This window comes from Bacillus sp. TH50, assembly GCF_016650565.1.
GTDB lineage: Bacteria > Bacillota > Bacilli > Bacillales > Bacillaceae_G > Bacillus_A > Bacillus_A mycoides.
In genome coordinates, this window is record NZ_JAEKFM010000007.1 from 1,472,806 (window position 1) to 1,487,424 (window position 14,619).

The window sequence follows — 14,619 nt, forward strand, 5'->3', positions numbered from 1 at the left end:
ATGAAAAGTAAGGGGAGTACTGCAGTTTTAGGGGGAAATGCAATGGGATTAAAAGAGAAAGCGATAGAGATGTCGGAGATTTATAGGCAAAACCACAAAGTCGAAGCTATTATTTTAGCAGGATCTGTAGCGAGAAAGTTAGAAGATGAACATTCAGATATTGAATTACATATTTTATGGTCAGAACCACCAGAGGATGAAGAGCGTCTAGGTCCAATTAATAATATTGGTGGAACGATTTTGTCATATCATCCTTACGAGGACGAAGAATGGTCGGAAACGTATTTGACGAAAGAAGGAATTAAACTAGAGATTAGTAACTTTTTAACATTGACAGTAGAAAAAATTATTTCAGAAGTTATAGAGCAGTATGATATAAATTATGAGAAACAATGTATTGTGTCATCAGTTCATGATGGTGGGAGTTTGTATGGAGAAGGAAAAGTACATGCTCTAAAAGCTAGAGTCGAAGCATATCCAGAAGAACTGGCGAAAAGGATGATTTCAGAAAAACTTTGGTTTAGTAATCGTTGGCATAATCGAGAGGCGCTTTGAAAACGAAAAGACTGGCTTATGCTTTATGATGTTATTTGTGAAGTACAAAGGGATTTATTTGGTGTTTTATTCGGTTTGAATAGAATGTACGTGCACCATCCTGCGTTTAAATGGATGCCATATAATGTGGGACGAATGAGTATTAAACCTGAAAATTTATATGAGCGTATGGCGAATACGTTGATAGGGAAACCGGAGTATAGTGTACAGGAGTTAGAAGTGCTACTTGAAGAGGTATTACATTTAGTAGAACAATATGCTCCGGAGTTAAATATCGCTGAACAACAAAAGCGTATTCAATATGCGAAGTAAAAAAACAAGAGATGTAACAACGCGTTACATCTCTTGTTTTTTTATTTTACTAACTTACCTAATACAGGTAATCGTTGAATCCTATCACCGAGAATATGCGAAGCAAGTCCACTTGTTAATACGAATAAAAGATAAACAAGTCCTCCTGCTGCGGCGCATGTAAACACAATGATCAGTGATTCTATATAAGATTGTCCAGGAATAATCCAGCTTATAATTGCTCTTAATGCAATTACAACAGCAGACATTGCTGCGGAGTAAATCGTAATTAGAAATACTGTTTTTGCTGTTTCGCCAATTTTAAATTTCGCAAACTTAACGATGCAGTACAACATAATAATATTTGAAACGAGATATCCAAGAATTGTTCCAAGTACAGCACCATGTCCACCGAATAAATGTAAGAGCGGTGTGTTCACCACAATTTTAACGAGAATACCGGCTGAGAATGCAATCATTGTTTTTCTTTGATAATCAATTCCTTGTAATATAGCGGCTGAAACTGTGAAAATTGCACTTAATACAGCAGAAGGTGCAAATGAAATTAAATATTGTGATCCACCAAGTGCAATTTCAGGATTTACATAAACCATGCGGAATGCATCGTAAGCGATACTAGCAAGACCGAATGCGGCTGGGATAGTGAAGAATAACAATACTTGAAATATCTTTGAAATTTGTTCTTGTAATTCTTCTAGTTTCCCGCTTGTAAATGATTTCGTTATAGCCGGAATAATTGTTAATGAGAATCCAGTTGCAAGTGAAGCCGGAATCATAATTAACTTTTGGGCATAGTTCGTTATATAAGCGAAAACTGCATTCGCGGTTTCTAAAGGTTCTCCCATCGCTCTAAGGACATCAGCTACGGTATATTGATCTACTAACGTATAGAGCGGGATTGCAATGCCTACAAATACAATTGGAATTGCATAACGTAGTAACTCCATATAAATACTTCTTAACGGAATGTTTGATGATCTCGTTTTCAGCTCACCTTCAGGAGGTTTTAATCCATTATATTTTTTCCAGTACATCATTAAAATAGAGACGCTTGCAAGTGCCCCGATAACAGCGCCAAACGTAGCAACTGCAACAGAAGAAGCTACTGAACCTCCTAATAGTTTTGAGACGATAAAACTACCAACTAAAATGAAAACGACACGTGCGATTTGTTCTACGACTTGAGAAACAGCACTTGGTTTCATATGTTGAAAACCTTGGAAATAACCACGTGTAACACTCATAGCTGGTACGATAATAAGCGCGAAGCTTAATGCTCGCATTGTAAGTGTTACGTCTGCGATAAATTGTGGATCTGGTGTTTTCGAGCGAATAATAAATTGTGATATGTACGGTGCTCCAATAAATAAAGTTAAAAATCCTAAAAAGCCCATAAACATCATTAATTTTACGCTCGAGTTATACAATTTTTTACTTGTACTATAATCACCAAGTGCATTATGTTTTGCAACAAATTTTGAGACGGCAATAGGAATACCAGCTGTTGAAAAGCTTAATAAAATACCGTACCAAGAGTATGCGTATCCATATAAAGCGACCCCTTGCGTTCCAACTAATAATTGAAAGGGGAAAAAGTATATAAAACCTAAAATTCGTGAAATCATTGTTGCACCACTTAATAAAGCGGTACCTTTTAAAACTTTTGAAGTAGACAAAATTCTTTCCTCCTACTCGTGCTGTCTTGCATTTATCGTATACTACTATAAACCTGCTAGAGAAGTTAATACAGTATAAACCATAAATGTTCTAATACTATTCATACAAAAGTCATATTTTGAATCTTTAAATAGAATGTAATGCATAAAATTTCAAAATATAAGTTGACACTATTTTTAATGTATGATAAAAATGATAGTAATCAATTCGGAAAATAATATTTGGGCAATGAAAGGGTATAGTAGTGAATATCTCCCTATTTCAGAGAGCTGATGGTTGGTGTGAATCAGTATATAGATTATTCATGAAGTTCGTCCTGGAGCATCTTTCATAAATCTCACATTATGAGGAAATGAAAGACGGTAGTTTATACCGTTATCAAATAAAGTGGTGAAGATTGTTTCACAACTAGGGTGGTACCGCGATATTTATCGTCCCTACGTATTTACGTAGGGACGTTTTTTATTTAGGTCCTAATTTTGGTGTGGCTTCATAACTAGGGTGGTACCGCGATATTTTATCGTCCCTACGTATTTGCGTAGGGACGTTTTTTATTTAGGTCCTAACTTTGGTGTATCTTCACAACTAGGGTGGTACCGCGATATTTTTGTCGTCCCTACGTATTTACGTAGGGACGTTTTTTATTAGGGAGGAAGTGAACGTATTAGAAAAGAGTATGGATAGAACAATATAAATACCGGATTGTAAAACAGAAAAAGATAAAGATAAAGAGAGGAGATTAACAAATGAATTCACAGCAATGGACATCGAAATTAGGTTTCGTATTAGCTGCAGCAGGTTCAGCGATTGGTCTTGGAGCGATTTGGAAGTTCCCGTATATGGCCGGAATTGGAGGAGGCGGCGCGTTCTTCCTTATTTTCATCGGTTTCACATTATTAATTGGTTTACCGCTATTATTAGCTGAATTCGTTATCGGAAGAAGTACACAAAAAGAGGCCGTTGAGGCGTATAGCGAAATCGCACCAAAAACACTATGGCCTTGGTTAGGTAAATTAGGGATTGTAACTTGTTTCATACTACTTTCTTTCTACAGTGTTGTAGGGGGATGGATTTTACTATATTTATGGAATGCAATTACAGGTAGACTATGGGAAGGAAATGGGGCATACGAAGCTACGTTTGGTGAAATCATTTCCAATCCATATTTAGCAGTTGGATCACAGCTATTATTCATCCTTATTACTATTTTTATCGTAAGTAAAGGTGTACAAAATGGTGTTGAAAAAGTAAATAAATATTTCATGCCAGCATTATTCGTATTATTCTTTGTACTAATTGTTCGTGCACTTACTTTAGACGGTGCTGGAGAAGGAGTTCGATTCTTCTTACAACCTGATTTCTCAAACGTAACGTCAGAAATCATTTTATATGCAATGGGGCAATCGTTCTTCTCGCTATCTGTCGGTGTAGCCGTTATGGTAACGTATAGCTCATACTTACCGAAAGAAGAAAGTTTACCGCGTTCAGCATTTTCTATCGTAGCTTTAACACTTGTTATTACATTACTTGCAGGGCTAGCGATTTTCCCTGTTGTATTCGCATTTGGAATGGAACCATCTCAAGGGCCGGGGCTATTGTTTATCGTACTGCCAGCTATTTTCAGTAAAATGGCATTCGGGAAATTATTCTTCATTGTTTTCTTATTACTATTCTTCTTTGCTACTATTACATCAGCAATTTCGATGTTAGAAATTAGTGTTGCGTCTTTAACAACTAAAGGTAAAAGTAAAGGGAAACGTGAAAAAATGGCTTTAATTGTTGGGTTGTTAATCTTTGTTGTAGGGGTTCCATCAGCCTTATCATTCGGTTTGTTAAGTGATGTGAAACCATTTGGGAAAACAATTTTTGATTTAGCAGACTATGCGGTTAGTAACATACTAATGCCACTTGGTGTTTTATTAGTTTCCATCTTTGTCCCTTTAAAAATGAAGAAAGATGTATTAATGAAAGAACTTGGTGTAAGTAAAAATAAAGGCTATAAACTGTTCGTATTATGGTTATTCTTACTTCGCTATATTGCACCAATTGCGATTATTATCGTATTCCTAAATGTACTTGGAATTATATAAAAAGAAAGGTAGCGTATCGCTCTATGATACGCTACCTTTTTATCCCGTAAAAGCCCGATTGGTTCAACTAATAATCAGTGGGGGCTGGACAAAGCCCCCACTGATTAAAGTTTCACTTTATTTTGCTCTTTTTTGTAATTCGTTTACTGTTACGAACTGATAGCCCTTCTTAGATAAAGAGTCTAAAATACCTTCAATGGTCTGTAAATTTTCATTAGACTCATCATACATAGAGTGTAATAAAATGATAGAACCTGGTTTTACATTTTTACTAACATATTCAATTTTATCAGCTGTAGATGTATAAAAAGTATCAGGTTCAAGGTCCCATGTGATTGTTTCGATATTGTTTTTATTTAAATAATAGGGCAGACCAATTAGCTTTTTACCGTTAGGTGGTCTAAAATCAATTTCATCTGTATATCCTGTTTGACGGATTATCGAGTTCGTTTTTTCTATTTCTTCTTTAATAAAAGAAGGAGTTTTGAAAACCATTCTGTTATGAGAGTATGTATGGTTTCCAATTTGGTGTCCAGATTGTACGATATCTTCTCCTAACGATAGGTTTTTCTCTAGTTCATTTCCGATTAAAAAGAAAGTAGCTTTTGCATTGTATCGATCTAGTAGCGGTAATATTTGTTTTACATTGTTAGTAGGACCATCATCAAAAGTTAAAGCAATCACTTTTTCATTTGTTTCTACTCGGTTTGTTAAACCTCCAAACAATTGAAAACTTCTTGCGTTCATCAATTTGTATGTTCCGAATAATGCTACAGTAATAATGAATAATGTAACGATTGTAATGATTATATTCTTTTTCATAACGCAACCTCACTATACTTTTGGATTGGACTAAAAAGTATTATATCAAACTAAGTAACTTCGTGCTTTAAAAAGGATGTGGATGCAAGGGGAAGAAATTTATCATATAATAAAATGCAAAAGGTATATTAGGAGGTGTTTATATGGCGATTATAATTCAATTGCCAGACACTGCAGCGTCTCATGCAAAGCCAAGTATGGAAATGGCGATACTTTGCGTGGGGTAGACAAGTAATATACAATCGCCTAAATGAGCTCGTATCATTTTTTATATTTGGCTTTGCACCTTATTGAAATGAACCATAAAAAATAAGGGGCGAGCAGAAATGAAATACGTTAAAGCTGCGACGGTTTTACCAGAAAGTTTAATTGCTGAAATTCAAAAGTATATACAAGGTGAAACAATTTACATTCCAAAACAAGAAACAAAACATTGTAAATGGGGTACACAATCTGGAGGAAGAAAACAACTAGATGAAAGAAACAAAGCTATTAAAGAAGCGTTTAAAAGTGGAATTTCCATTCATCAACTTGCGGAGGAGCATTTTCTTTCCGGAGAAACGATTAAAAAGATTGTGTATTCTAAATGAAAATAAAAGAGTCTAGTTCAATTATTAAATTGAACTAGACTCTTTTTGTTTTGTATCTATTGGATATGAATGGGCAAGATAATAGAAAAAATGTGCCGGCTTTTTACTAAATAGAATATAGAGCATTTGAGTGAAAAGCAGAAAGGTGAGCATATATGAATCATCTAGGACAAATAACGATAGAACTATTTTTTGGTTTTTTTGTGCTATTGATTGCTACTAAAATATTAGGGAAGACACAAATATCTCAGTTAACGCCATTTGATTTTATTTCTGCCATAGTTCTCGGAGAATTAGTAGGAAATACTATATATGATCCGGAAATAAAAGTATGGTCTATTTTATATGCAGTACTTGTATGGGTAGTGTTAATTTATACAATAGAAGTGATAACGCAAAAATTTAGGGGGACGAGAAGTTTTTTTGAAGGCTCTCCTTCAATCATTATCCGTAATGGATATATTGACCGGGAACAACTAAGTTCAAATCATTTGGATATTAATCAACTACAACAAATGCTAAGACAACAAAAAGATATATTTTCAATCCGAGAAGTTGAATATATGATTTTGGAACCTAATGGAAACATAAGTGTTCTGAAGAAAAGCAAATATGAATCTCCTACTATAAATGATTTAAGTTTAAAACATAAACCTGTATACTTACCGATTTCATTAATTAGTGATGGGAAAGTAGTTAAGGATAATTTGAGGGAAGCAGGATTTGATGAAGGATGGCTTTATAAACAAATAAAGCAAAAAGGGATTACTAAATTTGAGGACGTACTATATGCGGAATGGAAAACAGATGATGGATTCTTTTGTCAGGAGATGAATCGGTAGAAAATAACCGATGTAGTTATGTAATTTTCATTTCTAAACTATCTTTTACATATCAAAAAACTGAATCATTGTATACAATAAAGTGAAACTTTAATCAGTGGGGGTTTTGTTCATCCCACTGATTATTAGTTGAACCAATCGGGCGTTTACGGGCATTCGATCTCCCGCCTAACTTCTTTGCTTCAGCCGAATTTTAAGGTGGGAGTCTTACTGCCCGTTAATGCGGGGTAAGACTAGATCAACAATTTGTATGGAGTGATAAAGATGGAAGCTTTTATTAGAAGTGATCAATACAATTTTATAAAGTCACAAGCTTATATTTTAGCAAATGGGCATGCAACGGCAAATGATAGAGGTGTAATTCAAGCGTTAAAATCACTTGCAATTGAAAAGATAATACATGTATTTGAGAATTTAACGGATGAACAGAAAGAGTTAATTGATACGGTATTAACAGTTCAAAATAGAGAAGATGCAGAATCGTTTTTAATGAAAATAAATCCGTATGTCATTCCGTTTCAGGAAGTTACAGCACAAACATTAAAAAAATTATTTCCTAAAGCAAAAAAATTAAAACTGCCTGATATGGAAGAACTGGACATGAAAGAATTATCTTATTTAAGTTGGATTGACAAAGGATCAAGTAGGAAATTTATTGTAGCGAAAAATGATAAAAATAAGTTTGTTGGTCTGCAAGGAACATTTCAAAGTTTAAATAAAAAAAGCATTTGTTCATTATGTCATGGGCATGAAGAAGTAGGTATGTTTTTAGTTGAAATTAAAGGTGATGTACCAGGAACTTTCGTTAGAAAGGGAAACTATATTTGCAAAGATGGTGTAGCTTGTAATCATAATATGAAATCGCTTGATAAATTGAACGATTTTATTGAACGATTGAAGAAATAAAGAAGAAACCTCTAGTATTTAAACTGGAGGTTTTTATTTTTTGAAGAAGTAATAATAGGCTTCTTTTGTAGCTGTAGATTTATAAAAAAAGTCAGGTCATTTATAATGAAATTTGATAAAAATATCTATTTGGATACAGTTGCTTATTTTGAAGGAGGTAAAACATGAATTACATTTCACCGAAAGAAGAAATGTTAAAAGTGAAACGGTGGCCTAAAGATATGATAGCGGCAGGTCGTGGACATACAGTTGCTCTAAAATCGGATGGTACGGTGGTAGCAGTGGGGCGAAATAAAGAAGGTGAATGCAATGTAAGCGGCTGGCGTGATATTGAAGCAGTCGCTGCGGGCAATGTTCATATGGCGACGAACACTGGGAACGCTCATACAATCGCTCTTAAAAGTGATAATACTGTGGAAGCGGTGGGTTGGAATAAGCATGAACAATGTGATGTAAATGATTGGCATAATGTTGTAGCGGTTGCGGCAGGGTGGCGTCGTACCATTGGCCTTAAACCGGATGGCACAGTAATAGCAGTGGGGCGAAATAAAGAAGGAGAATGTAATATAAGTAGCTGGAGAGATATTGTGGTGGTCACGGCGGGTGACTGGCATACAGTCGGTCTTAAAATGGACGGCACAGTGACCACTGTGGGGAATAATCGATATGGCCAATGCAATGTAAGTGGATGGCGTGGTATTGTGGCGATAGCGGCGGGATATCTTCATACAGTTGGTCTTAAATCTGACGGTATGGTGACGGCTGTGGGTAATAATAAACATGACCAATGTGATGTAAGCGATTGGCGCGATATTGTGGCGATAGCGGTAGGGAGTAATCATACAATCGCTCTGAAATCAGATGGTACCGTGGTGGCAGTCGGCTGGAATGAGTATGGCCAATGTAATGTAAGTGATTGGCGTGATATTGTAGCGATAGCGGCAGGTTGTGCGCATACGGTCGGACTTAAATTAGATGGCACGGTGGTAGCAGTAGGTGATAATACATACGGTCAATGCGATGTAGGTAGCTGGCGTAACATCCGATTGCCTGGCAAATAGTTAATTCACAACAAATCACTAGTAATATTATTCTAGTTTAGGAGTAATTATGGAATAGGATATGTAGATAAGAATCCCTTTTTAAAAGAGGTTCTTATTCTTTTTCCATAAAATGAGTGTCTAAATGGAATTTTTGAACAAACTTTATTTCAAAGCTACAGTAGAAAGTATAAATTACAAATAAAGCATAGGAGAGCTGAAGAAATGCTTAAAAAGTTTTTGCTTTCTTTACCGGATGTTTTACTTGTATGCATTGTTATCTACATAACATACACAACTACTCTTAGTTTTGTACAGATGTTAGTAATTTCAATTGCAATCGGAATCGTCGGTGGTTTTGTTATAAGAATTTGTAAGGATGTATTCACGTATATAAGGTGGACAATTAAACAGAGGAAATCTTGAATACGTTGTATTGCTATTAGGAGGAGAGGAAATGACTAAGAAAAAGAGTAGAGTGAAAAATGAAATAGCACTTTGGACATTAACAGCGGTTGTTCTCATCATTGTATGGTACTTTTTTCAAAGATAAAAATGCATCGTACTTAAAAGGTACGATGCATTTTTATTATTATTTTTGCCAATTTTCTTTTATAAAGTCTTCACGGCCAGATTCTTTTTGCTCAGTAGCATATTTCTCTGGATTCTTTTTATAGAAATGTTGGTGGTATTCCTCTGCTTCATAAAAAGGTGCAGCTGAGCGAATTTCAGTCACGATAGGATCTTTAAACATACCGCTTTCTGCTAGAGTTTGCTTTGATTTTTCTGCAAGCTCTTTTTGTGTTTCATTATGATAAAAAATTGCTGTGCGGTAAGATGGACCACGATCGAAAAATTGTCCGCCGTCATCAGTTGGATCAATTTGTGGCCAATATAAATCTAGTAATTTTTGATAAGGAAAAATAGAAGGATCGAATGTAATTTGTACAACTTCTAAATGTCCAGATGTTCCAGTCTTTACTTGTTCGTATGTTGGGTTTTCTACATGACCACCTGCATAGCCAGAAAGTATTTTATGAATACCAGGAAGTTCATCAAATGGCTTTACCATGCACCAAAAGCAACCGCCTGCGAAGGTTGCGAGTTCGTATGTTTTTTCAGACATTGCTGTAATCCTCCTAAATATATATGTTTTATACAGTATTATATAAAATGTTTTATTGCGCAATAAAAAAGATTTAGAAGTGAATAAAAATTGAAATATATTTCTTTATAAAGTCTTTAAAATTCCTTCAAAGTTTCTTTTTTCTGAGTGTTATGATGTAAATCGAAGTGAATATGTGAGGTGATAGGCAATGAATCCACGTATGAAAATTAATAGTTTACAACAAAAAATGAAAGAGAGACTAATATGAAAAAGGAATTTATACAAAGTGATTTAAGAAATATATTGATTGCGGCATGCTTACTATTAGGGTTAGTTATTTTCGGATATTTTTTAATTAATAATTACCCAGGTACAAATGAAAAAAAGAAGTTAAGAGACGTAACATCTACTTCAGAATCAATTACATCTCTTACGAATTCAGATGCAGAAAATAGGGTTACAAAAACTTTTAATATTACGGCGAAAGTAGCAAGTTTAGATTTGGGGAATGGGAAAAAGGTAGATGCATGGACCTTTGATGGAACATCACCGGGTACTCAAATTCGAGTTAAACAAGGTGAACGTATTGTTGTAAATTTGAAAAATGAATTACCAGAACCGGTTACAATCCATTGGCACGGATTAGATGTTCCTGCGGCGGTAGATGGTGTTCCAGGTGTTACGCAAAATGCTATAAAACCAGGTGAAACATATACATACGCATTTAATGCTGATCAGGTAGGAACATATTGGTATCATTCACATCAAAAAAGTGCAATACAAACGGAACGGGGACTATTTGGAACCATTGTTATTGAACCGAATAAACCAGCTGTAAAATATGAAAAGGATTATACAGTGGCGATCCATGAATGGAAAACAGGAGCCATAAAAACCCGTAAGCATAATGGCGAACAAGATAAAAATTGGGATAGCTATCCTAGCAATCATATTCGAAATGAAAAGGCGCAAACTTTAGAAGGACCGTTAATGATGCCAAGTAATGATCAACTCAAAGATTTATCTGATGGAGATGATTACGATGTATTTACATTAAATGATACAAGTGAGGGACTACGATTGGATGCAAAACCAGGTGAAACAGTACGCCTTCGCTTAATTAATGCTGGGAATAATACGCATTTAATGACATTAGTTGGGGCGCCATTTCAAATTATTGCATTAGATGGTCGTGACATAAAAGGTGGGGACGAGCTAGATAAAGCAATTCTTCCGATGGGTGCTGCACAACGTTATGACCTTGTTTTTAAAATGCCAGAAACAACGAGTGTAAAACTTATTAATGTTGATCCATCTAAGAAAATGAATCGAATGTTAACGACGACTATTGGGAACGGTTCTTTTCCGAAAAAACCTGTTGATATAAAGAGTTATCCATGGTTTGACTTTACGAAATATGGAGAAAAAGAAGTTGGCAAGTTTACGATAGATTCAAAGTTTACAAAAGTCTATGATATGGATTTGGCAGAAGGTGTGAAAGATGTAAATGGACAAGAAAAATGGGTGTATACGATTAATGGAAAGACATCACCTGACATTCCACCAATTAAAGTAGAGAAAGGGGATAAAGTTAAGATTCGATTTAAAAATAAGGGGGAAGAAATTCATCCAATGCATTTGCATGGACACACATTCCAGGTTATTTCTAAAAATGGTAAACCAATGGAGGGAAGTCCGATTTACTTAGATACAGTTAATGTTTTTCCGGGAGAAGAATATGAAATTGCTCTAGAGGCAAATAATAGTGGACTATGGATGGTTCATTGTCATCATCTCGTTCATGCGGAAAAAGGAATGCATACGATGATGAATTATGAGGGGGTAACTACTCCGTTTTCTACAGGAAATCACGCGGGTAATCATCCAGAATAATAATACGGAGGTTTTCATGCTTTATAGAATGATAGTATTTATTGTAATAAGTACAAGTATATTTTTATTTTCTCATAGTAGTGTATTTGCTCATACAAGTGTTGTAGGAGCCACCCCTAAAGAGGGTGAGGTTCTTACAGTACAACCGGAACAGATTATTCTTGAATTTAGTGAACCAGTTGCGGGAAATGTAGTTAATATTGAATTGCTAGATGCAAGTGCAAAGAGAGTGCAAGTATCAAAGGTTGAAATATTAGATAACCCAGCAAAAATAAAAGTGAAAATACCAAACTTAAATAATGGTACTTACACAGTAAGGTGGTCTATGATTTCTGCAGACGGACATCCGAGTGAGGGAGGCTATCCCTTTTCAATTGGAGAAGAAGTACAAACTAATGTAGTGGTAGAGGAAAATGCGAGTGGGAGTGGCTCAGTATTTTCAGATGTTATGATAGTAACACTACGCTATATTGTTGAGGGAATGATTTTAATTGGAGCAGGAGTAAAGTGGCTCGATATGTTTGTAAAGCGTTATAGATTACCTTCCATATTGCAAAGAATGAAGAATATGAAAAAGATTTTTTTCTCTATACTTGTAGTAGGATTAATAGCCGAATTAATAGTATATAAGTCAGTTATTCCGAAGGGAAGTTTACTTATTCATTCGCCATTTTCAGTTATTATTATGATTCAACTGCTATTATTAGTTCTTATGTCTTTGCGGCATATGGGGAACGAATGGTATGCGCTAATTTGGGGATTTCTTGTTGCGAGTTTTTCTTTCACAGGTCATGTATGGATTACTAATCCAAATTGGGCAGCAGTTATAATTAGAATGGTCCACGTTATGAGTATTGCAGTGTGGCTAGGAGCACTTATTTATTTAGCTCTTGTTATAGTGTGGACAACATTATACAAAATTACATTTGATCAAAAGAGTTTCCGTAAGCATTTTAGCATTATTGCTGGTATTTCATTTATTCTAGCATTTCTTTCTGGGGAATTAATTGTGTTTTTACAGACAAGGAATTGGGTACTTTTTAATTTTAATTCAATATGGACGAACCTTTTAAATATAAAGATTCTTACTGTATGTATAATTACAATTGTAGCATGGAGACAAACGAAAACATGGGGTAACGATATCGGAACAGTTAATCGCCGTTTATTGCTCTTAGAAATTGTTCTAGCTATACTCGTATTATTAGCTGGTATTTGGATGAGTCAAGTTTCGTTTCCGGTGAATTCTGTAACAAGCTAAAATTATAATGTTCATAGGAGTTCTGTAATGTCAATCCGTATTAGATTGCTGTTGTCGTATGTTGCGATGGTAATTATTCCAATCGTTTTTTGCGGTATAGCAGTTATGTTAATTAGTGTTACTTTATTTGGTGATATTCGTATTGCAAAAGCAATCATTGGTCTTAATCAAAATAGTCATTCTCTCATTGATAAAGAGCAGGAGGGAGCTATTCGTACAAAAGAAGATGAAGATGATATTTTTAGTAGGTTGAAAATTCTTTCATCGTATGCTCCAGATAAATTGGAGGATATAAATTTTTTAAAGGAAACTGATAAAGAATTAAACGATAATCAAGCAGGATTACTAATTCGAAAAAATGATGAGCTTAAATATTCATCCCCATATTTTAAAATCTCTTCGTTTGATAAATACCTACCCGCATTTGAAACGGAAGGACAAAGAAAGGGAATGGATGTGAAAATAGAGGGTAATTCTTTTTACTATAAGCAATTTGATTACTACGATGAAGAGAAGGATAAGGTTAGTATTTTTGTATTTGAGTATGTAAATCCTTTAGAAGAAATGATTAGAGAATTTTTCCCGTATTTCGTATGCTCTTTAATACTGGGGTTAATTATTACGAATGGAATATTAACATATTTTATATCACGGAGTATTATTAAACCCTTACATTCATTAAAGCAGGCAACGGAAAGAATTCAAAAGGGTGATTTAGATTTTCAAGTAAAGCCGCTTGCGAAAGATGAAATAGGTGAATTAAGTTTATCGTTTGAAGAGATGCGTGGCAGGTTGAAGGAATCGGTCGAGTTGCAAATGCAATATGAAAAGAATCGTAAAGAGTTGCTTTCAAATATTTCTCATGATTTACGGACGCCGATAACGGCTATTAAAGGTTATGTACAAGGAATTAAAGAAGGTATCGCTCGAACTCCAGAACAATTAGATAAATATTTAACGATTATTTATCATAAAGTGTTTGATATGGATCAATTAATTGACGAGCTTTTTCTCTTTTCAAAACTTGATTTGAAAGAGGAACCGTTTCAATTTGAAGAGGTTGAAATTAATCAATACTTATCTGATTGTATAGAAGAACTACAGCTTGAATTGCAAGATAAGGGAATTGCAGTGAGTTGGGATGCTCAAAAGGATACTTCTATTTTGGTAAAAGGTGATCGTGAAAAATTACGTCGTGTTATTACAAATATCATTTGGAATAGTGTGAAGTATATGGATAAAGAAGAAAGATATATAGGAATTCGCATGACCGAATCTATTGATTATGTAACGATTTACATAAAAGATAATGGGATAGGAATAGAGGAGAAGGCGATGCCTTATATATTTGAAAGATTTTATCGTGCAGATCATTCTAGAAATTCTAAAACGGGTGGAAGCGGACTTGGTTTGTCAATTGCACATCAGATTATCACACAACATGGTGGTGATATTTGGGTAGAAAGCAAAAAAGGTAAAGGAACGACGCTGGCATTTACATTACAAAAAATCAATTAGAAAAA

General features: G+C 34.7%; 12 protein-coding genes, 1 pseudogene and 1 other annotated feature. Of the genes and pseudogenes, 10 read left to right on the forward strand and 3 right to left on the reverse strand.

All coding sequences use genetic code 11. From position 1 onward, the window contains the following. Positions 1–42 precede the first annotated feature (42 nt). Positions 43–867 (forward strand): annotated as a pseudogene (locus JFU23_RS24700) (DUF4037 domain-containing protein). A gap of 41 nt (positions 868–908) precedes the next feature. Here JFU23_RS24700 and JFU23_RS24705 read toward each other — a convergent pair. After that, positions 909–2,543 carry a putative polysaccharide biosynthesis protein gene (locus JFU23_RS24705; RefSeq protein WP_201032946.1) on the reverse strand — a complete coding sequence of 545 codons (1,635 nt, stop codon included), beginning with the start codon at positions 2,541–2,543 and terminating at the stop codon, positions 909–911. Between the two features lie 220 nt (positions 2,544–2,763). Then, positions 2,764–2,986, forward strand: a binding site (T-box leader). Between the two features lie 304 nt (positions 2,987–3,290). On the opposite strand from JFU23_RS24705, the gene JFU23_RS24710 reads away from it, so the two are divergent. Continuing rightward, a complete protein-coding gene (locus JFU23_RS24710; RefSeq protein WP_061675714.1) occupies positions 3,291–4,634 on the forward strand; it encodes a sodium-dependent transporter in 1,344 nt (447 codons plus the stop codon). Between the two features lie 117 nt (positions 4,635–4,751). On the opposite strand, the gene JFU23_RS24715 is transcribed toward JFU23_RS24710, so the two are convergent. Beyond that, complete coding sequence (locus tag JFU23_RS24715) at positions 4,752–5,456, reverse strand: polysaccharide deacetylase family protein (RefSeq protein ID WP_016119999.1); 705 nt, start codon at positions 5,454–5,456, stop codon at positions 4,752–4,754. 326 nt (positions 5,457–5,782) lie between these two features. On the opposite strand from JFU23_RS24715, the gene JFU23_RS24720 reads away from it, so the two are divergent. From JFU23_RS24720 to JFU23_RS24740, 5 genes are all read left to right on the forward strand, one after another. Continuing rightward, positions 5,783–6,046, forward strand: a complete 264-nt coding sequence (locus tag JFU23_RS24720) for a CD3324 family protein (RefSeq protein WP_002031213.1) — start codon at positions 5,783–5,785, stop codon at positions 6,044–6,046. Between the two features lie 155 nt (positions 6,047–6,201). Continuing rightward, positions 6,202–6,888, forward strand: a complete 687-nt coding sequence (locus JFU23_RS24725) for a DUF421 domain-containing protein (protein WP_201032948.1) — start codon at positions 6,202–6,204, stop codon at positions 6,886–6,888. A 264-nt stretch (positions 6,889–7,152) separates the two neighbouring features. Beyond that, positions 7,153–7,794, forward strand: a complete 642-nt coding sequence (locus JFU23_RS24730; protein ID WP_201032950.1) for a FusB/FusC family EF-G-binding protein — start codon at positions 7,153–7,155, stop codon at positions 7,792–7,794. Positions 7,795–7,958: 164 nt separating this feature from the next. Beyond that, a complete protein-coding gene (locus tag JFU23_RS24735; RefSeq protein ID WP_201032955.1) occupies positions 7,959–8,855 on the forward strand; it encodes an RCC1 domain-containing protein in 897 nt (298 codons plus the stop codon). Positions 8,856–9,059: 204 nt separating this feature from the next. Beyond that, on the forward strand, positions 9,060–9,260 hold the full coding sequence (locus JFU23_RS24740) for a hypothetical protein (protein WP_002141267.1): 201 nt from the start codon (positions 9,060–9,062) through the stop codon (positions 9,258–9,260). A gap of 166 nt (positions 9,261–9,426) precedes the next feature. Here the strand turns inward: JFU23_RS24740 and msrA are convergent, their stop codons facing one another. Beyond that, a complete protein-coding gene (gene msrA, locus JFU23_RS24745; protein WP_201032958.1) occupies positions 9,427–9,960 on the reverse strand; it encodes a peptide-methionine (S)-S-oxide reductase MsrA in 534 nt (177 codons plus the stop codon). A gap of 246 nt (positions 9,961–10,206) precedes the next feature. On the opposite strand from msrA, the gene JFU23_RS24750 reads away from it, so the two are divergent. The 3 genes from JFU23_RS24750 to JFU23_RS24760 are packed head-to-tail and all read left to right on the forward strand — an operon-like array spanning position 10,207 to position 14,614. After that, a complete protein-coding gene (locus JFU23_RS24750) occupies positions 10,207–11,835 on the forward strand; it encodes a multicopper oxidase family protein (protein ID WP_201032959.1) in 1,629 nt (542 codons plus the stop codon). Positions 11,836–11,851: 16 nt separating this feature from the next. Then, complete coding sequence (locus JFU23_RS24755; RefSeq protein ID WP_201032960.1) at positions 11,852–13,096, forward strand: copper resistance CopC/CopD family protein; 1,245 nt, start codon at positions 11,852–11,854, stop codon at positions 13,094–13,096. Between the two features lie 27 nt (positions 13,097–13,123). Then, complete coding sequence (locus tag JFU23_RS24760; protein WP_201032961.1) at positions 13,124–14,614, forward strand: sensor histidine kinase; 1,491 nt, start codon at positions 13,124–13,126, stop codon at positions 14,612–14,614. Positions 14,615–14,619 lie beyond the last annotated feature (5 nt).

Coding starts and splice junctions, on each gene's coding strand:
- JFU23_RS24710 (WP_061675714.1), top strand. CDS start 3,291: ATGAATTCACAGCAATGGACATCGAAATTAGGTTTCGTATTAGCTGCA.
- JFU23_RS24715 (WP_016119999.1), bottom strand. CDS start 5,456: ATGAAAAAGAATATAATCATTACAATCGTTACATTATTCATTATTACT.
- JFU23_RS24720 (WP_002031213.1), top strand. CDS start 5,783: ATGAAATACGTTAAAGCTGCGACGGTTTTACCAGAAAGTTTAATTGCT.
- JFU23_RS24725 (WP_201032948.1), top strand. CDS start 6,202: ATGAATCATCTAGGACAAATAACGATAGAACTATTTTTTGGTTTTTTT.
- JFU23_RS24730 (WP_201032950.1), top strand. CDS start 7,153: ATGGAAGCTTTTATTAGAAGTGATCAATACAATTTTATAAAGTCACAA.
- JFU23_RS24735 (WP_201032955.1), top strand. CDS start 7,959: ATGAATTACATTTCACCGAAAGAAGAAATGTTAAAAGTGAAACGGTGG.
- JFU23_RS24740 (WP_002141267.1), top strand. CDS start 9,060: ATGCTTAAAAAGTTTTTGCTTTCTTTACCGGATGTTTTACTTGTATGC.
- msrA (WP_201032958.1), bottom strand. CDS start 9,960: ATGTCTGAAAAAACATACGAACTCGCAACCTTCGCAGGCGGTTGCTTT.
- JFU23_RS24750 (WP_201032959.1), top strand. CDS start 10,207: ATGAAAAAGGAATTTATACAAAGTGATTTAAGAAATATATTGATTGCG.
- JFU23_RS24755 (WP_201032960.1), top strand. CDS start 11,852: ATGCTTTATAGAATGATAGTATTTATTGTAATAAGTACAAGTATATTT.
- JFU23_RS24760 (WP_201032961.1), top strand. CDS start 13,124: ATGTCAATCCGTATTAGATTGCTGTTGTCGTATGTTGCGATGGTAATT.